This is a genomic window from Holophagales bacterium (assembly GCA_016699405.1).
Lineage (GTDB): Bacteria > Acidobacteriota > Thermoanaerobaculia > Multivoradales > JAGPDF01 > JAAYLR01.
In genome coordinates, this window is sequence record CP064972.1 from 2,451,787 (window position 1) to 2,472,327 (window position 20,541).

Annotated in this window: 16 protein-coding genes; 11 read left to right on the forward strand and 5 right to left on the reverse strand. The window is 71.7% G+C overall.

Annotated elements, in window-relative coordinates; all coding sequences use genetic code 11:
- Nucleotides 1-22 precede the first annotated feature (22 nt).
- Both IPJ17_10170 and IPJ17_10175 read left to right on the forward strand, forming a co-directional pair.
- On the forward strand, nucleotides 23-1,126 hold the full coding sequence (locus IPJ17_10170) for a DUF4388 domain-containing protein (protein ID QQR75905.1): 1,104 nt from the start codon (nucleotides 23-25) through the stop codon (nucleotides 1,124-1,126).
- A 64-nt stretch (nucleotides 1,127-1,190) separates the two neighbouring features.
- Nucleotides 1,191-1,565: a DUF1475 family protein gene (locus IPJ17_10175; GenBank protein ID QQR75906.1), complete on the forward strand. Its 375-nt coding sequence runs from the start codon at nucleotides 1,191-1,193 to the stop codon at nucleotides 1,563-1,565.
- Here IPJ17_10175 and IPJ17_10180 read toward each other — a convergent pair.
- Nucleotides 1,556-2,098: a DUF2878 domain-containing protein gene (locus IPJ17_10180; protein QQR75907.1), complete on the reverse strand. Its 543-nt coding sequence runs from the start codon at nucleotides 2,096-2,098 to the stop codon at nucleotides 1,556-1,558. The two genes, IPJ17_10175 and IPJ17_10180, sit on opposite strands and share 10 nt — an antisense overlap.
- 90 nt (nucleotides 2,099-2,188) lie before the next feature.
- Between IPJ17_10180 and IPJ17_10185 the strand changes: the two genes are divergently transcribed.
- A complete protein-coding gene (locus tag IPJ17_10185; GenBank protein ID QQR75908.1) occupies nucleotides 2,189-3,250 on the forward strand; it encodes an NADH:flavin oxidoreductase/NADH oxidase in 1,062 nt (353 codons plus the stop codon).
- A gap of 16 nt (nucleotides 3,251-3,266) precedes the next feature.
- Here IPJ17_10185 and IPJ17_10190 read toward each other — a convergent pair whose 3' ends face one another.
- Nucleotides 3,267-3,848: a YhgN family NAAT transporter gene (locus IPJ17_10190; GenBank protein ID QQR75909.1), complete on the reverse strand. Its 582-nt coding sequence runs from the start codon at nucleotides 3,846-3,848 to the stop codon at nucleotides 3,267-3,269.
- Nucleotides 3,849-3,905: 57 nt separating this feature from the next.
- Here IPJ17_10190 and IPJ17_10195 point away from each other — a divergent pair, with 57 nt between their 5' ends.
- The 6 genes from IPJ17_10195 to IPJ17_10220 all read left to right on the forward strand — a co-directional run bounded on the left by IPJ17_10195 (nucleotide 3,906) and on the right by IPJ17_10220 (nucleotide 15,354).
- Complete coding sequence (locus IPJ17_10195; protein QQR75910.1) at nucleotides 3,906-4,496, forward strand: CoA pyrophosphatase; 591 nt, start codon at nucleotides 3,906-3,908, stop codon at nucleotides 4,494-4,496.
- 140 nt (nucleotides 4,497-4,636) lie between these two features.
- Nucleotides 4,637-7,615: a TonB-dependent receptor gene (locus IPJ17_10200; protein QQR75911.1), complete on the forward strand. Its 2,979-nt coding sequence runs from the start codon at nucleotides 4,637-4,639 to the stop codon at nucleotides 7,613-7,615.
- Between the two features lie 173 nt (nucleotides 7,616-7,788).
- Nucleotides 7,789-9,552, forward strand: a complete 1,764-nt coding sequence (locus tag IPJ17_10205) for a hypothetical protein (protein QQR75912.1) — start codon at nucleotides 7,789-7,791, stop codon at nucleotides 9,550-9,552.
- A 78-nt stretch (nucleotides 9,553-9,630) separates the two neighbouring features.
- Nucleotides 9,631-11,469, forward strand: coding sequence for an acyl-CoA dehydrogenase (locus IPJ17_10210; GenBank protein QQR75913.1), 1,839 nt, complete (start codon nucleotides 9,631-9,633; stop codon nucleotides 11,467-11,469).
- Between the two features lie 41 nt (nucleotides 11,470-11,510).
- Nucleotides 11,511-12,110, forward strand: coding sequence for a sigma-70 family RNA polymerase sigma factor (locus IPJ17_10215; GenBank protein QQR75914.1), 600 nt, complete (start codon nucleotides 11,511-11,513; stop codon nucleotides 12,108-12,110).
- 229 nt (nucleotides 12,111-12,339) lie between these two features.
- Nucleotides 12,340-15,354 (forward strand): serine/threonine protein kinase, encoded by a 3,015-nt coding sequence (locus IPJ17_10220; protein QQR75915.1) that lies wholly within the window; start codon nucleotides 12,340-12,342, stop codon nucleotides 15,352-15,354.
- Between the two features lie 11 nt (nucleotides 15,355-15,365).
- On the opposite strand, the gene IPJ17_10225 is transcribed toward IPJ17_10220, so the two are convergent.
- Complete coding sequence (locus IPJ17_10225; GenBank protein QQR75916.1) at nucleotides 15,366-15,536, reverse strand: hypothetical protein; 171 nt, start codon at nucleotides 15,534-15,536, stop codon at nucleotides 15,366-15,368.
- A gap of 311 nt (nucleotides 15,537-15,847) precedes the next feature.
- On the opposite strand from IPJ17_10225, the gene IPJ17_10230 reads away from it, so the two are divergent.
- Both IPJ17_10230 and IPJ17_10235 read left to right on the forward strand, forming a co-directional pair.
- The gene (locus tag IPJ17_10230) at nucleotides 15,848-16,252 is read left to right on the forward strand and encodes a hypothetical protein (protein ID QQR75917.1); all 405 of its coding nucleotides are present in this window, start codon (nucleotides 15,848-15,850) and stop codon (nucleotides 16,250-16,252) included.
- Nucleotides 16,253-16,280: 28 nt separating this feature from the next.
- Nucleotides 16,281-16,811: a DUF2846 domain-containing protein gene (locus IPJ17_10235; protein ID QQR75918.1), complete on the forward strand. Its 531-nt coding sequence runs from the start codon at nucleotides 16,281-16,283 to the stop codon at nucleotides 16,809-16,811.
- A 3-nt stretch (nucleotides 16,812-16,814) separates the two neighbouring features.
- On the opposite strand, the gene IPJ17_10240 is transcribed toward IPJ17_10235, so the two are convergent.
- Nucleotides 16,815-18,233 (reverse strand): sigma-54-dependent Fis family transcriptional regulator, encoded by a 1,419-nt coding sequence (locus IPJ17_10240; GenBank protein ID QQR75919.1) that lies wholly within the window; start codon nucleotides 18,231-18,233, stop codon nucleotides 16,815-16,817.
- Complete coding sequence (locus IPJ17_10245) at nucleotides 18,230-20,512, reverse strand: tetratricopeptide repeat protein (GenBank protein ID QQR75920.1); 2,283 nt, start codon at nucleotides 20,510-20,512, stop codon at nucleotides 18,230-18,232. Before IPJ17_10245 ends, IPJ17_10240 begins: the two co-directional genes overlap by 4 nt.
- Between the last annotated feature and the right edge of the window lie 29 nt (nucleotides 20,513-20,541).

The window sequence follows — 20,541 nt, forward strand, 5'->3', positions numbered from 1 at the left end:
AGTCGCCGTATCATCGGCCGCAGTGGAATTCACCGGACGGTTGGACGTCTTCCCGACCTCGGCCCTGCTGCAGTGGGCCGGCACGGAGCGGCGCACCGGGGCCCTGGTGGTACGGAGCGAGGGGCGCGAAAAGCACCTGCTCTTTCAGGCGGGCCGGCTCGTCGGCTGTCTGCCGAACGACCCACGCGAACACTACGGACAGTACCTGCTGCTCAACGGCTACCTGCAACCGGCAGCGCTGGTCGAGGCGCTCGGCCACTGCCGGCAGCACGGCAAGCGGCTTGGTGCCTCGCTCGCCGAGCTCGGGCTGCTCGACGAGGCGACGATCCGTCGCACGCTGCGCGAGGCGATCGAAGCCTCGGTGTGCGACCTCTTCCTCTGGAAGCACGGGCTGTTCTACTTCACCGAGCAGCCGCTGCCCGCCGAGCAGCTCACCTGCGAGCCGATCGAGCTCTTCCATCTGGTTCTCGAAGGGACGCGGTGGATGGACGAGCACGCACGTCTGCGCGGCATCCTGGTGAGCGACCAGGTGGTGCTCGGTCGCGGGTCGGCCTTCCCGGGCGAGAAGCTCTCGCCGACGGCCGAACAGATCGCGCGCGGACTTTCCGGCCTGGGGCGCGAGGCGACCGTCGGCGAGCTTCGCGATCGCACCGGCGGCGTGGAGTTTCTCTTCCTCAAGGAGGTCGTCGGGCTCTTGCGGGCCGACGTCTTCCGCATCTCGCGAGTCGTCGAGGCGACCGCCCAGCCGGTAGGCGACGTCAACCTGCAGCGCCTCCTGCTCGAACAGACAGCCTTCGAGGAGGTGCTGGTCGGCGGCGAGAAGGCGGTCGTGCCGCTCGACTTCCTGCGCCACCTCTGCCCGATCTGGTTGCGGCGTCCGACCGAAGAGGATCTGGCCGGCCACAGCCCGGCGCAGCGCTCGCTGCTCGAGGCGCTCGACGGTCGCACCCCCCTGCGTCGACTGCTCGCCCAGAGCGAGGCGCAGCGCGCCGAGCAGATCGAGGCGCTGCTGCTGGCGGTCAAGCGGCGCGAGATCGTGCTGCTGCCGGCGTCGCTCGAGGAGATCGAACGCCGGCTCGCCGCCGATTCGCCGCTGCGGAAAATCTGGAAGAAGCTCGCCAGTTGAGCCTTTCGGGCCGGGCGCGGCGCGCGGACTCGGCCGGCGAGGCGTCGCGCGCGTAGAGACGGTCATGAGAACCGCCCTGCGTCTCCTCTTCGCCGGCATCTTCGTCGCCATGGTCGCGGTGACCCTCGAGGCCAGCCTCGAACGCAACGTCTTCACGGCGGCCGCGGCGCTCTGGCCGGACGCCTGGTTTCGCGCCACGCTCGCCGACGCCTACTTCGGCTTCGTCACCGTCTGGGTCTGGGTGGCCTATCGGGAGCGCACGCACGGGGCGCGTGCCGCCTGGCTCGCCGCGTTCCTCACCCTGGGGAATCTCGCGATGGCGGCGTACGTCCTGCTCGCCCTGGCGCGACTGCCCGCCGGTGCTCCACTCTGGCAAGCGCTCCTGCGGCCGGAGCACCGGACGGCCGGCACGGCGCTGCCGGCCAGCGCTCAGCGGTAGCCGCTCGGGCGACCGCGTCCGAGCCGGGCGGCGCAGACGAAGAGCAGCGGTGTCGCGAGGCCCCAGGCGAGGCCGAGGGCGAGAGCCGTCACCCAGCGCGGTTCGCCCCAGACCGCAGCGCCCATTCGTTCGCCGGCGAGGAACGCCAGCGGGCCGCCGGCGGCGCCGAGGAGCGCGGCGAGCCCCGGTCGCCGGCCCAGCCAGGCGAGGGCACCGCGCAGGGTGCTGCCGAGCTGCATCCAGAGCGCCAGCACCCACGGTGGGGCGAGGAAGGCGACCGGAGCGTCGGCGAAGGCGAGCCGCCCGCTGGCGGCAAGGAGGCTGTCGACCGACAGCCCGACCAGACCGGCCGCGGCGACGATGGCGAGCTCACCGGCACGATCGCGCGAGAGCGCGACGTGCACACCGAGCAGAGCGAGCGCGAGGAGCGCGCCGGCCTCGCCCCGGCCGTGCGCCGCACCGAGAACGCAGGCGAACCACCCGATCTCGTAGAGCGCGAGGTTGAGCAGGCGTTGGCGGGCCGGCGGCATCATCTGTCGACACTACGTCAGGCCGGCCCGTCGCGGACGGGGAGCGGATGCGTCAGACTGTCGGCGGGGCACTCCTTCCCGCTGGAGGTGGCCGTGAGCATCCTCTTTTCCCCTCTGCGCCTGCGCCGTGTCGAGCTGCGCAACCGCATCGCCGTTTCGCCGATGTGCCAGTACTCGGCCGAGGACGGCCTTGCCGCCGCCTGGCACCTCGTCCACCTCGGCAGCAGGGCGGTGGGCGGCGCGGGCCTGGTGATCGTCGAAGCGACGGCGGTGCGACCCGAGGGTCGGATCTCGCCGGGCGACCTCGGCCTCTGGCGTGACGACCAGGCCGCCGCGCTGGCGCCGATCGCCGCCTTTCTCGAGGCCCAGGGGGCGGTGGCCGGAATCCAGCTTGCGCACGCCGGGCGCAAGGCCTCGACCGATCTCGCCTGGCGCGGCGGCCGGCCGCTCGCGCCGCGCGACGGCGGTTGGTGCCCGGTGGCGCCGAGCCCGCTGCGCTTCGCCGACGGCAGTCCCGAGCCGCACGCCCTCGACGAGCGCGCGATCGCCGAAATCGTCGCGGCGTTCGCCGCGGCCGCCGGTCGTGCCGCAGCCGCCGGGTTCCGCCTCGTCGAATTGCACATGGCGCACGGCTACCTCCTGCACCAGTTCCTTTCGCCGCTGTCCAATCGCCGCGACGACGACTACGGCGGATCGCTCGCCCACCGGATGCGCCTGCCGCTCGCCGTGGCGGAGGCGGTGCGTGCCGTCTGGCCGGCGGAGCTTCCGCTGGTCGTGCGTCTTTCGGCGACCGACTGGGTCGAGGGCGGCTGGGATCTCGACGCGTCGATCGCCCTCGCGCGCGAGCTGCGGGCGCGCGGTGTCGATCTGATCGACTGCTCCTCGGGCGGCCTGGTGCCCCAGGCGACGATCCCGCTCGCTCCGGGCTATCAGGTGCCGTTCTCCGCGAGCATCCGGCGCGAGGCGGCGATCGCCACCGGCGCGGTGGGTCTGATCACGACCGCCGAGCAGGCCGAGCACATCCTGGCCGAGGGCGAGGCCGATCTCGTGCTGCTCGGGCGGGAGCTGCTGCGGGATCCCTATTGGCCGCTCCACGCGGCGCGAGGGCTCGGCGTCGACGTCCCCTGGCCGTCGCCGTACCTGCGGGCGAAGTAGGGCTTTTCCGCGCGGCTCAGCGCAGATAGACGGCGACGCCGTCGAGGAACATCTGCACCGAGAGGGCGACGAGCAGCAGCCCCATCAGGCGCTCCATCGCCATCAGGCCGCGTTCGCCGAGCAGCCGGTCGAGCGCCGGCGAGGCGAGGAGAATCGCCGCCGAGGCGGCCCAGGCGGCAAACAGCGCGCCGGCGAGCAGGGCGGGCCGCGCGCCGCCCTGACCGGCGAGCAGGATGAGCGTCGCGAAGGTCGACGGTCCGGCGAGCAGCGGGATCGCCATCGGCACGATGAACGGCTCGGAGCGGCTCTGCTCGCGCCCGTCGTCGTGGACCGGGAAGAGCATGCGGATCGAGATCAGGAAGAGCACGATGCCGCCGGCGATCGAGATCGACTCCTCGCGGATGCCCAGCAGGTCGAGCGTCGCGCGTCCGCCGAAGAGGAACCCCAGCAGCACGGCAAGAGCGATCAGCAGCTCGCGCACCAGCACCCGCGTGCGCCGCTCGACCGGCACGCCGGCGAGCGCCGAGACGAAGAGTGGCACGTTGCCCAGCGGGTCCATCACCAGGAAGAGCAGGACGGCGGCGGAGGCGAGGGTCATGGCGGAGAACGGCGAGGGGGCGTGCCGAGTCTAGCGCGCGGTGCGAGAATTCCGTCGATGGTTCGATTGCCCGACCTCGGCGCCTTCGCCGCGATCCTCGCCGCGCACCCGGCGCGCGTCGACGACGCCGTTCGCGACGCTCACAAGGCGGCCGTGGCGGCGGTGCTGCGGCAGGAGAGCGAGGGCCCCGAGCTGCTCTTCATCCGCCGTGCCGAGCACCCGCGGGATCCCTGGTCCGGGCAGATGGGGCTGCCGGGCGGCCGGGTCGATCCCGGCGACGCCGACCCGTTGGCGGCGGCAGTCCGGGAGACGCGCGAGGAGCTGTCGCTCGATCTCGGGACGCACGGAGCGCTGATCGGTCGGCTCTCCGAAGTGCGAACCCACCTCGCGCTCGGCCGACTGCCGCATTGCGTCGCCCCGTTCGTCTTCGCGCTCGAGCGTCCGAGCGAGCTGGTGCCGAACCACGAGGTCCAGGAGTTCGTCTGGGTTCCGCTCGCCTTCCTCGCCGATCGGCGGAACCGGCGGGCGATGACCTGGGTGCGAGCCGGCCTCCCGGTGCCGATGCCCTGCTACCACTTCGGGGATCGGGTGATCTGGGGGCTGACCCTGCGCATCGTCGACGAGCTGCTCGAGCTCGTCGGGCGCTGAGCGCCGCCGCGCCCGACCCGCCCCGCCGCACGGGCACGACGCTCCCCGAAGACCGGTCGCGCCGTGCCGGCGGTGAGCCACCCGACGGATCCGGAGCTGCTCCCGTGCTAGGGTTCGCGCCACCAACCGAGGAGGGATGTATGGGGCCGAGATTCTGGGACCGTGGCCGGGGCTTGCGTGGTCTCGTCGCCGCAGGGATGTTGCTGGGCTTCTTGGTGCCGGCGCTTGTTGCAGCACAGTCGCAGAGCACCGGCGGAACGATCGAAGGGAGCGTGAAGGACGACAGTGGCGCGCCGCTGCCCGGGGTCACGGTGGCGATCCGCAACGTGGCGACCAGCCTGTCGCGAAGCACCGTGACCGACGGCAGCGGCCTCTTCCGGGCGCCGCTCCTGCCGGTGGGCACCTACGAGCTGGAGGCCTCGCTCTCGGGCTTCGCCTCGCTCAAGAGCTCCGATCTGCGCGTCGGCATCGGCCAGACCCTGACGGTCGACCTGAAGATGCAGCTTGCCGCGGTCAGCGAGTCGATCACCGTCACCGGCGAGGCGTCGGTGCTCGAGGTGACGCGCAGCGCGCAGGCCTCGGCGGTGGGAGCGGAGGCGGTGGCGGCGCTGCCGACGAACGGTCGCAACTTCATCGACTTCGTGCTCACCACCCCCGGCGTGACCCGCGACGTGCGGCTCGGCGACATCAGCTTCGCCGGCCAGCGCGGCACGCTGAACTCGCTGGTGGTCGACGGCGCCGACAACAACAACACCTTCTTCGGCCAGACGCTCGGCCGGACCGGCTCGGGTCGCGCGCCATACCAGTTCAGCCAGGACGCGGTGCAGGAGTTCCAGGTCAACCGCAACGCCTACTCGGCGGAGTACGGACGGGCCGGCGGCGCGGTGATCAACGTGGTGACCAAGTCGGGAGGCAACGAGCTCAAGGGCTCGGCGTTCGAGTTCTACCGCAGCGAGGATCTGAACGCCAAGCAGTACGCCGACAAAATCGCCAACCGCGCCAAGTCGAAGTACCGCTACGACCAGTTCGGCCTCTCGCTCGGCGGGCCGGTGGTGCACGACCGGCTCTTCTTCTTCCTCTCCTACGACGCGCAGCGCAACACCATCCCGAACGTCATCAGCATCGACAACAACCTCGCCGGCCTGACGCTGCCGAACGACCCCGACACGATCGCCGGGCTCGCCAAGCTGCGGGCCAAGGGCGAGAGTTGGGAGCGCGGCCAGGACCAGGACGTCTATCTCGCCAAGCTCGACTGGCTGCCTTCGTCCTCCCACCGGCTGTCGGCGCGCTACAACCGCCAGGAGTTCACCGGCGTCAACTTCGAGAACGGCGGTGCCACGAACGGTGCCGAGCACACCGGCGACAGCCTGGTGAACACCGACACGATCAACGCCTCGCTCTCCTCGGTCTTCTCCGACGCCCTGTTCAACGAGCTCCGGGGCCAGTGGGCGAAGGACCAGGAGCCCGGCAAGGCGAACAGCGACCTGCCCGAGGCGACGGTGCGCCAGGGCGGGCGCACGATCCTCGTCGTCGGGCGGAACTTCTTCAGCCCGCGCGAGACGACGATCGACCGCTGGCAGGTGGCCGACACCGTCTCCTGGTTCAAGGGATCGCACGGCATCAAGGCCGGCTTCGACTACCTGCACGACGACATCCTCAACTACTTCCCGGGCAACTTCTCCGGCGGCTACACCTTCGACTCGCTCGCGGCCTGGAACCTCGGCGTGCCGTCCTCCTACGTCCAGGCGTTCGCCGGCGCCGGCACCACCGGTCCGACGACCAAGCCGAGCTCGCGCGAGCTCGCCGCCTTCGTGCAGGACGAGTGGAAGATCAGCTCGCAGCTCTCGGTGATGCTCGGCGTGCGCTACGACCTGCAGAAGTACGACCCGTCGAAGGTCCGCAACCCGGATCCGCAGCTTGCGGCCGCGGGCATCGACACGCGCTTCGTGCCGAAGGACGACGACAACTACGCCCCGCGCCTCGGCTTCGCCTGGACGCCGCGCAGCGACGTCGTGGTGCGCGGCGGCTACGGCGTCTTCTACGGCCGGACGCCGGCGATCATGGTGGGGACGGCGCACTCGAACAACGGCATCAACGTCCAGACGATCACCCTGACCGGCAGCGCGGTGCCGATCTACCCGACGATCCTGACGTCGATCCCCACCGGTGCGACGCCGCCCAAGCCGTCGATCTTCGTCTTCGACCCGGCGTTCGAGAACCCGGAAGTCGCGCAGGCGAGCCTCGGCGCCGACTGGGCGATCACGCCCGACTTGGCGCTCGCGGTGAGCTACCTGCACGTCGACGCCGACCACCTCCAGCGGACCCGCGACTTCAACGTCGGCACGCCGGTGGCGACCGAGATTCCGGTGACCACGGGCGGCAGCGTTACCGTCCAGCGCTTCCCGTCGGCGCGGCCGTTCTCCAACTTCGACCGCATCCTGCGGTTCGAGAGCACCGCCGAGAGCCGCTACGACGGCGCGACGATCGAGCTGCGCCGCCGGTTCGTCCACGGGTTCCAGGCGAGCGTGGCCTACACCTACGGCAAGGTCGAAGACACGGTCCCCGATGCCACCGCGGTGGTGCCGGGCGGCAGCGACGACGCGAAGTTCGCCTCCAACCCGGCCGACTTCGAGGCGGATCGCGCGCCCGGAGCGAACGACCAGCGGCACCGGGTCGTCGTCTCCGGTCTCTGGCAGCTCCCCTACTTCCGGGAAAGCGACGGCTGGCGCCGCGCCGTGCTCGGCGGCTGGTCGATCTCCTGGATCGCGTCGTATCAGAGCGGTCAGCCGTACTCCCTGGCGGTGACCAACGACCTCAACAACGACGGGAACCGGCGCAACGACATCGTGCCGGGCAGCCGCGACTCGGTCGAGCTGCCGGCAACCTACGGCGTCGACCTGCGGATCTCGAAGGAGATCCGTCTGGGTGGCCGCGTCGGTCTCGAGCTGATCGCCGAGGCGTTCAACCTCTTCGATCGCGACAACATCATCGGCCAGCGGACCGGCTACTACACGTACAACGCCAGCGCCAACACGCTGGCGCCGCAGAGCAACTTCGGGCAGGACACGACGGCAGCCGACAACCGGATCGTCCAGCTCGCCGCCAAGATCACCTTCTGAGCCCGCGTCGCCGCGGCCCGCCCTTCGTTCGTGAAGGGCGGGCCGCTCGTCGCACCGTTCGGCCATTGCGTCGCGGGTGTCGGGCGCTCTCCCCGAGGAGGCGGGCGCCGCCTCAGTGGAGAAGCCCACACCGCGAGGTGGCGGGACCCGGCGAGAATTCGCGTGGTCCTGTCATGCGCCGCTCTCCGTCATTTCGTGGCCCTCGCTTCGTCCTGGTCGTCGTCGGCGTGCTCCTCGTCGGCGGCCTGTCCGCCTCGACCCTCGGTGCGACGATCGGGCTCGACCTTTCCTACGTCGACACGCAGTCGGTCGCCTGGCAGCGTTTCGTCGCCTGGGTCGACCAAGCGCTCGACGGCACGCCGCCCTACGGCTTCACCGCCACCGACGCGGTGACGGTCTACCGGGTGACGGGGCAGTCGGCGTACGCCCAGCTCGCCATCGCCACGGTCGAGGCACAGGTCAGCGAGGCCGAGGGGTTCATCGCCATCGGTCAGGTGCCGCCGATCGCCGGCGACCAGTACCTCGAGTCCGGGCCGTGGATCCACGACGTGGCCCTGGTCTACGCCTGGTGCTATCCGGTGCTGACCGCGCAGCAGCGCAGCCGCTGGGCGGCCTATGCCGAGCAGACGGTGTGGAACCTCTGGCACCACGGCCAGGCGAGCTGGGGCGGCGTGGCGCACCCGTGGCCCGGCTGGGGGGTCGACGACCCGGGGAACAACTACCACTTCAGCTTCCTCGAAGCGACGATGTTCTGGGGGCTGGCGTCGGACAGCCCGACCTGGCTCGCGCTGCTCGAGGACGAGAAGCTGCCGGCGCTCACCGCCTACTGGGCGCAGCTTTCCGGCGGCGGAAGTCGGGAGGGGACGGGCTACGGGCTCGCCCTGATGCGCCTGTTCGAGCTCTACCGGCTCTGGCGGGATTCGACGAGCGTCGATCTCGGGGTCAGGTCGAGCCACCTCGCCGACACGATCGACTACTGGATCCACGCGACGGTCCCGACGCTCGATCGCTATGCGCCGATCGGCGACCTGGCGCGCGAGTCGTACCCCTGGCTCTACGACTACCACCGCCGGCTGGTGCTCGAAGCGCGGGCGATGGCGGTCGCCCCGGCGGTGCGCGAGCGGGCCTCCTGGTGGCTTCACCACATCGCCATCGACGAAATGACCAGCGGCTTCAACCTGCGCCACGACCTGCTGCCCGCCGGCGTCACCGAGACGGCACCGACGGCGCTCGTCCATCACGCCGTCGGCGCCGGGCATCTCTTCGCCCGCACCGGCTGGGGCAGCGACGCGACCTGGATAAGCTTCGTCGCCGGACGCTACGACCAGTCGCACGCCCATCAGGACCAGGGCTCGTTCAACCTCTTCCACGGCGACTTCCTGGCGGTCTCGGAGTACGTCTTCTCGCACAGCGGCATCGAACAGGGGACCGAGCAGCACAACCTCGTGCGCTTCGACCGTGCCGGCGTGCCGATCACCCAACTGCCCGGCACCACCTCGTCGCTCGCCGTGCAGGCCGGGGCGAGCTGGACCCGCCTCGTCGCCGACCTGACCGCCGCGTACGGCGCCGGGCGCGGCGTCAACCTCTGGCAGCGCACGGTCGAGCTCTCCGGCACGGGGCTGCTGCTCGACGATCGCTTCGTCGTCGACCCCGACGTGGAGGCGGTCTTCCAGCTCAACCTGCCGGTCGAGCCGACGATCGCCGGCGGGGTCGTCACCGTTCCGGGATTTCGCCTGGTGCCGCTCCTTCCGCGGGGAGCGACGGCGACTGTCGTCTCCTGGCACACGGTCGACCCGCAGGAGTATTCGACCGGCTGGCGTCTCGAGCTGCGCGGCGCCGGGAGCCGCTTCGCCGTCCGCCTGCTCCTCCCGGGTGTCCTGCAAGTCGACGGCTTCGAAACCGGGGGCCTCGAAGCCTGGCCGGCGCAGCGGCCCTGACCTCCATCTCTTCGGACTCTCTCGCTCGGGACCCGATCCCGGCTATCCTATTTGGGCCGTTCCACCTCCGGAGGAGCCATGCCCTACCGCGTCGATCTCCAGGATCTCGAGTTCCAGCTCTTCGACTGGCTCCGTCTCGAGGAGCTGCTGGCCCATCCGCGCTTCGCCGACTGGGACCGCGACAGCCTGCGCATGGTGCTCGGCGAGGCCGCCGAGCTCGCCGTGCGCGAGCTCGCGCCGATCAACGTCGAGGGCGACCGCGCGGGGGTGACCTGGGAGGACGGCCGGGTGAGCGTGCCGCCGTCGGCGGTGCGTGCGTGGAAGCTCTTCTGCGAGGGCGGCTGGGTCGGCCTGACGAGCGATCCGGCGCTCGGCGGCATGGGGCTTCCCGACGCGGTCGGCTCGGCGGCCAACGAGATCTTCGCCGGCGCCAACCTCGCCTTCAACCTTGTCGGGCTGCTCACCCGCAGCGCCGCGCAGCTGGTGGCCGACTACGGCACGCCGGAGTTGCGCGAGCTCTACTGCCCGCGGATGATCGAAGGCCGCTGGACCGGCACGATGTGCCTGACCGAGTCGCAGGCCGGCTCCGACGTCGGCGCCAATCGAACGAAGGCCGAACGGCAGGAGGACGGCACCTACCGGATCGCCGGGGAGAAGATCTTCATTACCTGCGGCGAGCACGACCTTGCCGAGAACATCGTGCACGCCGTCCTGGCGCGCACGCCCGGCGCCCCGGCGGGGACACGCGGGCTGTCGCTCTTCCTGGTGCCGAAGTTCCTGCCGAACGCCGACGGAAGTCTCGGTGCGCGCAACGACGTCTGGTGCAGCAGCATCGAGCACAAGATGGGGATCCACGCTTCGCCCACCTGCACGATGCTCTTCGGACGCGAAGGCCGCTGCCGCGGCTTCCTGCTCGGCGAGGAGGGGCAGGGGATCCGCCTGATGTTCGACATGATGAACGCGGCGCGCATCGAGGTCGGGCTGCAGGGGACGGCGGTGGGGGCGGCGGCCTACCTCGCGGCGCTCGACTACGCGCGCGAGCGGGTGCAGATGCGCCACTGGGACCCGTCGCGCGGCGCCGAGCCGGTGGCGATCGTCGAGCATCCGGACGTGCGCCGGATGCTGCTCGGCAGCGCGGCGACGGTGCAAGCGATGCGCGCGCTGCTGCTGCGCACCTCCTGGCACCTCGATCGCTCGCATGCCAGCGAGGGTGACGAGCGGCGCGCCCACCAGTCGGCGGTGGCGCTGCTGACGCCGGTGTGCAAGGCCTGGGCTTCGGACTGGGGGTTCCGCGTCGCCGAGTGGTCGGTGCAGGTGTTCGGCGGTTACGGCTACACGCGCGACTACCCCGTCGAGCAGTACCTGCGCGACGCCAAGATCACCTCGATCTACGAGGGGACGAACGGCATCCAGGCGCTCGACTTCGTCGGCCGCAAGCTCGCCATGGACGGCGGCAAGCCGCTCGCCGCGCTGCTCGACGAGCTCGAGCAGGCGGCCGCGGCGGTGGCCGCGATGCCGGAGCTCGCGGCGGCCGGTCGCGAAGTGGCGACGGGGCTCGCCACCTTCCGCCGGCTCGTCGCCGAGGTGCCGCGCCGCCCCGACGGCGCGCTGCTCGTGACGCTCAACGCTGTGCCGTTGCTCGACCTCTTCGGCGCGCTCTGCGGCGGCGGCTTCCTGTTGCAGCAGGCGGCGATCGCCCGCACCCAGCTCGCCGACCTGCTCGCCACGCGCGGGGTCGCCGGAGACGCCCCCGCCGCGGCGCGCCGCACCGCGATCGCCGAGAACGCCCAGGCGTCGTTCCTGCACAACAAGATCCAGGCCGCGGTCCACTTCGGGCTGCGCACCGTGCCGACCGCCGTCGCTCAGGCCGTTGCGGTCGAGAGCGGCGACCGGGCGGCGATGGAGGCCATCTTCTAGCGCGGCGGCTGCCGCGCCGGGAGACGAACGTCGAGCGAACGATGCCTGACACGACGACCGCACTGACCACGCTGCTCGAGGCCGCCCGCCGTGGCGACCGCAGCGCCGCCGACGAGCTGTTCCGCCGTCTCTACGACGATCTCAAGCGGCTCGCTCGAGCCCAGCTCGGGCGGAGCGGTCGCCGCAGCGGCGACACCCTGGACACCACCGTGCTGGTGCACGAGGCCTACCTCCGTCTCGTGCCGCCCGCCGAGCTCGCGGCCGAGGACCGGTCGCACTTCCTCAACCTCGCGGCGCGCGTGATGCGGCACGTGGTGATCGACTTTGCCCGCCGGCGCGGCGCCGAGAAGCGTGGAGGCGGTCTGCGCGTCTCGTGGCCCGAGGGTTTCGACCCGGCGGCGGAAGACGCGCTGGGACCCGCCGACCTGATGGCGCTCGACACGGCGATGGCACGGCTCGAAGCGGAGAGCCCGCGGCTCGCCCGCCTCGTCGACCTGCGGTTCTTCGCCGGGCTCAAGCTCGAGGAGATCGCCGTGCTGCTCGGGGTGAGCGATCGCACGCTGAAACGCGACTGGCGCCGGGCGCGGGCGTTTCTCTGGGCCGAGCTACGCGGCGACGCCACGCCGCCGCCGGCCGACTGAGCCGCTCCCCGCCCCTGCGCCCTCTGTCGGCATGGCCGAAGGAGGTGCCCGATCACCCGCGCCCTCGTCGAGCAGATCGCTCCCATCGCCGGGAGGTGAGGCGATGTGCCGGCGCACCCGCGCCCTCGTCGTCCCGAGCGAGAGCGAGGGACCTGCGCGGGCGGGTGGCACGGCAGGAGGGCGGTCGGCGCGCTCGCCCGCGGCGTGACGTGGCAGAATTCGCCCGTCCATGAACCCGTCCGCCGGAGAGCCTCGTTCGGCCGCCTGGGAGGAGCTCTTCGACGACCTCGTCGAGCGCCCCGACGCGGAGCGCCAAGCCCGCCTCGCCGAGATCGCGGCGCGCGATCCGGCGCTCGGCGCGAGGCTGGCGCGACTGCTCGCCGCCGAGGCCCAGGCCGGCGAGTTCCTCGATCAGCCGCTCTCCGATTCGCTCGTCGAAGCCGTCGAAGATCCGGCTCGCGAGGAGAGCGAGGGCGAGATCGCCGTAGCCCCGTCGTCGCGCTTCACGGCTGCCGACACCGCGACGTCCGCGACGACCCCGGGGGAAGAGGCGTCACCGATCGACGAGCAACTCTCGCTCGGGCCCGGGACGCGCCTCGGTCCCTGGCGCGTCGTCAAGCCGATCGGACGGGGCGGCATGGGCGAGGTCTACCTCGCCGAGCGTGACGACGGTGCCTTCTCGCAGCGCGTGGCGATCAAGGTGGTGCGTCACGGCGGGAGTGCGCACGGGATCGTCCGGCGCTTCCTGCGCGAGCGGCAGATCCTCGCCAACCTCGACCACCCCAACATCGCCCGGCTGCTCGACGGCGGCACGGCGGAGGACGGCCGGCCGTTCTTCGTCCTCGAATGGGTCGACGGCGAGCCGATCACCGACTACTGCGCAGCTCGCCATCTGCCGCTCGAAGGGAGGCTTCGCCTCCTCGCCACGGTCTGCGATGCGGTGGCGAGCGCTCATCGGCGGCTCGTCGTCCACCGCGATCTGAAACCGGCCAACATCCTCGTCACCGACGACGGCACCGCGAAGCTCCTCGACTTCGGCATCGCCAAGCTGCTCGAGGACGAGCCGGGAGAGAGCGCGACGCTGACGCGGCTCGAAGGTCGCGCGCTCACTCCGGCGTACGCCGCGCCGGAACAGATCCTCGGCCAGCCGGTCACCGTGGCGAGCGACATCTACGCCCTCGGCGTGATCCTCTACGAGCTGGTCACCGGGACGCTGCCGCACCGTCGCGAGTCGCGCTCGCTCGACGTGCTCGCCGGCGCGCTCGGCCAGGAGACGGTCGAGCGCCCCAGCCTGGCCCTCCGGCGGCGGGCCGACGGCGAGAGCGCGGCGGCGACGGAGCGCCCATTGCCCCCCATCGCCGTGCGGCGGGTGGTGGGCGATCTCGACCTGATCGTGCTCAAGGCGCTGCACCGCGAGCCGGGGCGGCGCTACCGCTCGGCGGCGGCGCTCGCCGACGATCTCGCCCGCTTCCTGCAGAAGCGTCCGGTGGCGGCGCGCCCCGACGAGCTCGCCTACCGCGTGCGGCGCTTCGTCGACCGTCATCGCTGGGCGGTGGTGGCCTCGGCCGTCGCCGGGGTGGCGCTCTTCGCCGGGCTCGGCGTGGCGATCTGGCAGGCGCGCGCGGCGCGCGCCCAGGCGCAGCGCGCCGATCTCGCCTCGGCGCGCGCCGAGCGCGTCAAGTCGTTCCTGGTGTCGATCTTCCGCGAATCCGATCCGCAGGGGTCGTCGGGCACCGAGCCGACCGCACGCGAGGTCCTGGCGCGCGGTGCCGAGCGCCTCGACGTCGAGCTCGTGGCCGATCCGGAAACCCACGCCGACCTGCTCGAGGCGATCGCCAAGATCGAGACCAGCCTCGGGGCGCTCGATCCGGCGCTGGTGCACGCGCGGCGGGCCCTCGAGCTGCGTGCCGCGTTGCCGGTGCGCGACGATGCCCAGCTCGCCCGCGGTGAAGTGGTGCTGGGAGAGGCGCTGATGTCGCACGGTGACCGTCTCGAGGCGCAGAAGGCCTTCGAGGCGGCGCTGCCGCGGCTGATCGCCGCGTACGGCGAGCAGAGCGAAGCGGTGGCCGAGACGCGGGGGCGTCTCGGCGCCTCGCTGACCAATCCCGAGGACACGATCCGCGCGGTCACCCTGCTCGAGCAGGCGCTGGCGACGCTGGAGTCTCTCCAGGGAGCCGATTCCCTGGCGGTGGCCGCGGCGCGCCAGGAGCTCGGCATCGCCTACGAGATGGTGGGTCGCTACCCGGAGTCCGAGACGGCCTACCGCGCCTCGCTCTCCGCCTTCGAGCGGATCTCCGGCGCCGGGCATCCACGCGTGGCCGAGGCGCAGGCCAATCTCGCCGGACTGCTCGACCGGCTGTCGCGGCCGCAGGAGGCGCGCCCGCTCTTCGCCGCCGCCATCGCCACCCAGCGTGCGCGGCTCGGCCCGCGGCACGAGCGGCTCGCCGAGACGCTCTTCTCCTACGGTGTGCTGCTGCTCGGCGGCCAGGAGCACGCCGCGGCCGAGGCGGCGCTGCGCGAAGCGCTCGACATCTTCGGCCCCGACCGCTTCGACTCGGCCCATTGCCTGCGCTATCTCGGGCTCTCGGCCGCCGGCCAGGAGCGCTACGCCGAGGCCGCCGATCTCTACGCGCGTGCGGCGGAGATCTACTCGCGGACGCTCGGTCCGGGCAATGTGCAGCAGCAGCGTGCGCTCGCCAACCTGGGATGGGCGCATGCGCGCATGGGCAAGGTCGGGGAGGGGCTTGCCGAGCTCGCGGGTGCGGTGGCTGCCATCGAACGCGCCGCTGGCGGCGAGAGCTACGAAGTCCGCCTGCCTCTCAAGCAGTTGGGCGAGGTGCAGACCACCGCCGGTCGTGCCGCCGCGGCGGTGGCGACGCTCGAGCGGGTGCGCGCCCTCGAGGTGAAGCTCTTCGGCACGCGCGATCACCGCGAGGTGGCGGGCTCGGAGCTTCTGCTGGCGCGCGCCTTGCTCGCCCGCGCCGGTCCCGGCGATCGCGCCGCGGCGCGTCGCTGCCTCGACGCCGCGCTCGACATCTTCGCGCGCGTGCGGCCGCACGACGTGCTGCGTGCCGACGCGCTGCTCGAGAGCGGCCGGATGGCCCTCGCCGACGGCGACCGGCCGCGCGCGCGGTCCGATCTCGCCGCCGCCGTGCCGCTGCTCGCGGAGAAGCGCGGGGCTCGCCACGCCTCGACCCGCGAGGCCGAGCGCCTCCTGCGCCGCGCCGGCGGTCCGCCGCGCTGAGCCGCTCCCCGTCAGGGAAGCGCGGCGCTCCCACCGAAGAAGCTGCCGGCCGCGAGATCGGCGCGTTCGTCGCGGACGACGTCGCCGGCCGCGAGCGCCTCGCCGGCGGGTGAGGGCATCGACACGCCGGCGACGAGCGTGGCGAGGCCGAGGACGAGGGTTGGGAACGTCCGCGAGCGCATGAGAGGTCTCTCCTTGCCTGGGGGAGCGCGAGACGCCGGAGGGCGGGGACATTCCGGCAGAGGAGGCCACGCATCCAGAGGTGCGGGAAAAGCTCGGTTTCTTTCGAGGGAGAGCGGAGATCGTGGCATGCCTCGCGAGGGGAGCGGCCGGCGGGGGGCGATACCCGCGACGGTAGCGCCCCTACCCAGCGCGCCATGTTGCCCGCCGAGGCGCCGCACCGTTCCGGCGGAAATCCATTGAAATCCATCGCTTCGCTCGCTCGCCGTCGATGGCACGCGACCTGCTCTGGGGATCGGCGAGGAGGGAGATCATGGAACGACCCGAAGCGCTCGAGGGCCCCCGCTCGTCCCCCGGAGGTGCCGCCTCCGCTCGACCTTGGCACGCCGCTGAAACGCAGCGGACCCGCTGGCTCGTGCGCCTGCTGGCAACGGGGCTCGGCGCCGCCATCTGGGCGGTCGCGGGTGGCGTCATCCTTCTCGGCCCGCGCCAGCCCGGCGGTCTCACGGCGATCCTGCTCTGCCTGCCGGCGATCGGCGCCACGGCGCTGACGCTCGACGGCTGGAGCTTCCTCTCGCAGTATCGCTTCGGCAGCTACGGACATGCGCTGAAGTTCCTGGCCTTCCTCGGTGTCGCCATGACTCTGGTCGGCCTCGTGCCGATCTGTTACTGGACCGGCCTCGCCGCGCTCCGCGCGGTCGGCCGCCCGCTGCTGTGAACGGCATCCACGCAACAGGAGAGAGACCATGATTCGACGAGACGTCTTCCTTCTTTCTGTTTCCCTCGGCATCGCCGGCCTGCTTGCCGGCTGCAGCTCGACCGGGTCGCCACCGGCAGCGGCGAAGGCGGCTCCCCCGGCAGAGTCGCCCTCGGCACCGCGCGAGCCGGTTCCGCCGCCTCCCGCCGTGGCGCCGGCCGCCGCGGGCGAGGAGTCGCTGATGGTCGTCTACCGCCAGAAGCGCATCGTCGGCATGGCGCTCAACACCTCCGTCTACCTCGACGGCGTCGAGGTCGCGGAGCTCGACCCGGGCACGTTCGTGAAGATCAAGCTCACCCCCGGCTCGCATCGGGTCTGGGCCGACGAAGCGCGTGACGCGATCACGCTCGCCGTCGAAAGCGGCAGGTCCTACTACTTCCGCATGGACCTGGTCCCCGGCCTCTGGAAGGGCAACGGCAAGCTGGCGGCGGTCGACGAGGGCAGCGGCAGGAAGGAGCTCGCCGACTTCCAGTGCAAGCCCGCCGAGGAGATCAAGGTGCCGGCGCTGGTCGTGCGGTAGCGCTCAGCCGGCGTCCGCGCGTGCGGGGTGGACGCGGTACTTGTGCAGCGCCGAGACGAAGCGGGCATAGTCGGCGTCCGGCACGGCGAGGCGACGGGCCAGCTCTTTGAGATTGTGGTCGCAATCGGCGAAGCGCTCGACGAGCAGCGAGCGCAGCTCGACGCGGTTGAGGTCGCGCTCGAGAAACGCCTCCCACGCCGTCTCCCAGAAGCCCTGCCCGGCCTCGAGCGCGGCGCGGACACGCGCCAGCGGCTCGCCGGCCGATTCGCGTTCGGCGCGGCGTCCGAGCAGTCGGGCCACCTCGCTGCCGAGCTCGCCCGCGGCCGACTCGACGCCGGCCCGCTTGAGCACGTTGACGAGCTCGCGCACGTTCCCCGGCCAGTCGTGCGCGAGCATGGCGTGCCAGAAGCCGGCACCGAGACGACGGCCGCGCAGGAAGCGCTGGTGTTCGAGGATCAGCGCGCGGAGATCCTCGCGCCGCTCGCGCAGCGGCGGGATGGCGATCGTCAGCACGTCGAGGCGGTAGTAGAGGTCCTCGCGGAAGCGCTGGCGCGCGATCTCCTCGGTCAGGTCGCGGTTGGTCGCGGCGATCAGCCGGACGCTGGCGCTGCGTTCGACCGAGTCGCCGACCCGCCGGAATCGCTGCGTGTCGACGAAGCGCAGGAGCTTCGCTTGCACGGCCAGCGGCACCTCGGCCACCTCGTCGAGGAAGAGCGTGCCGCCCGCCGCCGCGTCGACCAGACCGGGTCGGTCGCGATCGGCGCCGGTGTAGGCGCCGCGCGCGTGGCCGAAGAGCTCGCTTTCGAAGAGGCTCTCGGGGATCGCCGGCGTGTCGACGACGATGAGCTGACCGCGCCGTCCCGAGAAGCGATGGATGAGCTGGGCGACGTGGCTCTTGCCGACGCCGGTCTCGCCGAGCACCAGGACCGGATCGTCTTCCAGGGCGTAAGCGAGAGCGAGCCGGCGGATGCGCGCCGCGTCCGCGCTCGGTCCGGTGATGCCGCCCGCCTCCTCCTCCACGTTGCGCAGCTCGTCGAGCAGCTCGCGCAGCGACTCGCCGCTGTCGCGGAAGAACGCGATGTCGTCCGGGTCGAGCCGGTCGCTGCCGGAATCGACGTAGAGCACGAGGTCGTCGTTGACCGGGTGGACGAAGAGGCTGCGCACGAACAGGCAGCGCGCCGAGGCCGGGAACGCCGGCTCCGAGGCGCTGATCACGACGTCCGAGAGGCTCACGCTGTCGTGGCCGACGAGCACCTGAAGCAGGTGGCTGCGGGAGAATCCGGTGCCGGACTCGACGGTCCGCCCGGCGATCTCCCGGCCGGCGCGCCAGCGAATGCGTCCGGCGCGGTCGACGAGCATGATGAGGCCGATCCGCTTCTGGGCGATCTTCTCCGCCAGCCGCGACTTGAGGCTCTCGATCACGCGCTCTCCCCGGCCCGGGCGAAGCGGTGGAGCAGCTGTTCGTCGTCCGGGCGATCGCGCGGCTCCTTGGCGAGCATCGCCATGACCAGCGCCGACAGCTCGGCGCCGATCTCCGGACGCAGGCGCTGCGGCGGCACCGGGTCGAGGGAGAGCAGCTGGCGCAGCAGCTCGGCCGGCTCCTCGGCGGAGAACGGGCGTTTCAGGGTGAGCAGCTCGTAGGCGAGCACGCCGAGCGAGAAGGTGTCGCTCGCGGGGGTGAGGTCGCGCAGTTGAATGCGCTCCGGAGCGAGCCCGGTGAGCGTCCCGAGCAGCTCGCCTGCTTCGGTCAGCGTTCGCCCCGTGTCGGCCTTGGCGAGGCCGAAGTCGAGCAGCTTGGCCTGCTCCGCGCCGTCGCACTCGACGACCAGGACGTTCGCCGGCGAGATGTCGCGGTGGATGACGCCTCGCGCGTGGATCGCCGCCACCGCCTCGACGAGCTGTCGCAGCAGGGCGAGCCCGCGCCGGAGCTCGATCGGCCGGCCGGCGGCCGCCGCCTCGGCGATCCACGCGGCGAGCGTCTTGCCGGTGAGCAGCTCCATCGCCAGGTAGAGGCGTCCGGCATGCTCGCCGCGGTCGAGGACCTTGACGATGCCCGGGTGGTCGAGCGCGTCGATGATCCGGCCCTCGTTGATGAAGCGCTGCCGCTGCCGCTCGTCGGCGGCGAGCTCCTCGCGGATGACCTTGAGCGCCACCGGTCGGTCGGGCTCGAGCAGGCTGGTTGCCCGGTAGACGACGCCCATGCCGCCGCTGGTGATCTCCGCGTCGATGCGGTACTGGCCGACGAAGCTCCGCTTCTTCCAGAAGGCGAGCAGGTAGAGGTAGCGCCGGAAGAGCAGCAGCGTGGCGACGACGACGAGAGCCGACAAGGTCACCAGGATTCCGGTGACCAGCCGCGAGCGCGCCAGCGCGAGACGCCGGATCTCCCCGTCCTTCTTGAGCAGCTCGTTGTCCTTGGCGAGCAGCGCGATCTGCTTCGCCCGCCCCTCGGCGTCGTACTTCTCCTGCAGCTCGGCGATCTTCCGGCTGCGTTGTGCGTCGAGCAGCGCCGAGCGAACTTCGCCGTAGCGGACTTCGCTCTCGTAGGCGTTCTTCCAGTCGCCCAGCGCCGCGTAGGCCTCGGCGGAGAGACGGTGGATGCTCTCGAGCGGCTCGTTCGACTTGAGCTCGGCGGCGGCCTTCTTCCCCTCCTCGAGGTGAGCAAGCGCCTCGCGAGGGCGACCCTGCAGCAGGCAGGCCTCGGCGAGGTTGTGGTAGGTCGAGGGCAGGCCGGCGAGGTCGCCGTTGGCCTGACGGAGTCGCAGGACGGCGCGGTACTGGGCGATGGCGTCGGCGTAGCGTTGCTGTTTCTTGAAGACGATGCCGAGGTTGTTGCGCGCGTCGGTCTCGATCGAGCGCGAGGCGAGCGCCAGCCCCATGGCGAGCGCGCGCTCGTAGGCGTGGCGGGCGCGATCGTCGCGGCCCAGCTTCTCGTCGATGTTGCCGAGGTTGTTGATCACCCGGGCCTCGCCCGGCTTCTCGCCGAGCTCGGCGAAGCGGGGGAGGGCGCGTTCGTAGAAGTCGCGTGCCTTCAGGTAGTCGCCGAGCTCGAAGTAGATGTTGCCGATCGAATTCAGGTCGTTGGCGATGCCGATCTTGCGGCCCAGCGATTCCTCGAGACGCAGCGACTCGAGCGCGAAGCGGAGGGCCTCGTCGAGCTCCCCGACCTGGGTCAGCTCGGCGGCGAGGTTGTTCGTCGCCGCCGCCATCCCCTTGGTATCGCCGAGCTCGGTGTAGAGCGAGAGCGCCTGGCGGATCGTCGAGATGGCCGACCAGGTCTTTCCGGTCGCGGAAAGCAGCATCCCCGTGTAGCCGAGCGTCGCCGCCTCGGCCTGGCGGTCTCCGAGGGCGACGTACAGCTCGTGGGCGCGCTGGATGTGCGGCAGACCCTCGGCGGCGCTTTCGAGCACGAGGAAGGAGAGGGCGAGGTTCTTCTGTGCCAGCGCCTCGCCCGGCCGGTCGCCGAGATGCTCGGCGAGAGCCAGCGCCTCGGTCGCCAGCGCCTTCGCTCGGGGGCCGTCCTGACGGACGACCATCCCGGCGATCCGGTTGAGCAGGGCGATCCGGTCGGAGTCGGTAGCGCTCTCCAGGCGCTTTTCGAGTTGAGGGAGGGTTTCGGCGGGCGGGTTCTCGGCGAACCCGACGGCGGTGGACAGTGCGAGCGCTACCGCGAATCCGAGTCCCGCCGAGCGTCCCCTCACCATGTCCTCGCTGACCGTCGAAGTTGTAGCGC

Coding starts and splice junctions, on each gene's coding strand:
- IPJ17_10175 (QQR75906.1), top strand. CDS start 1,191: ATGAGAACCGCCCTGCGTCTCCTCTTCGCCGGCATCTTCGTCGCCATG.
- IPJ17_10180 (QQR75907.1), bottom strand. CDS start 2,098: ATGATGCCGCCGGCCCGCCAACGCCTGCTCAACCTCGCGCTCTACGAG.
- IPJ17_10190 (QQR75909.1), bottom strand. CDS start 3,848: ATGACCCTCGCCTCCGCCGCCGTCCTGCTCTTCCTGGTGATGGACCCG.
- IPJ17_10195 (QQR75910.1), top strand. CDS start 3,906: ATGGTTCGATTGCCCGACCTCGGCGCCTTCGCCGCGATCCTCGCCGCG.
- IPJ17_10200 (QQR75911.1), top strand. CDS start 4,637: ATGGGGCCGAGATTCTGGGACCGTGGCCGGGGCTTGCGTGGTCTCGTC.
- IPJ17_10205 (QQR75912.1), top strand. CDS start 7,789: ATGCGCCGCTCTCCGTCATTTCGTGGCCCTCGCTTCGTCCTGGTCGTC.
- IPJ17_10210 (QQR75913.1), top strand. CDS start 9,631: ATGCCCTACCGCGTCGATCTCCAGGATCTCGAGTTCCAGCTCTTCGAC.
- IPJ17_10215 (QQR75914.1), top strand. CDS start 11,511: ATGCCTGACACGACGACCGCACTGACCACGCTGCTCGAGGCCGCCCGC.
- IPJ17_10220 (QQR75915.1), top strand. CDS start 12,340: ATGAACCCGTCCGCCGGAGAGCCTCGTTCGGCCGCCTGGGAGGAGCTC.
- IPJ17_10225 (QQR75916.1), bottom strand. CDS start 15,536: ATGCGCTCGCGGACGTTCCCAACCCTCGTCCTCGGCCTCGCCACGCTC.
- IPJ17_10230 (QQR75917.1), top strand. CDS start 15,848: ATGGAACGACCCGAAGCGCTCGAGGGCCCCCGCTCGTCCCCCGGAGGT.
- IPJ17_10235 (QQR75918.1), top strand. CDS start 16,281: ATGATTCGACGAGACGTCTTCCTTCTTTCTGTTTCCCTCGGCATCGCC.
- IPJ17_10245 (QQR75920.1), bottom strand. CDS start 20,512: ATGGTGAGGGGACGCTCGGCGGGACTCGGATTCGCGGTAGCGCTCGCA.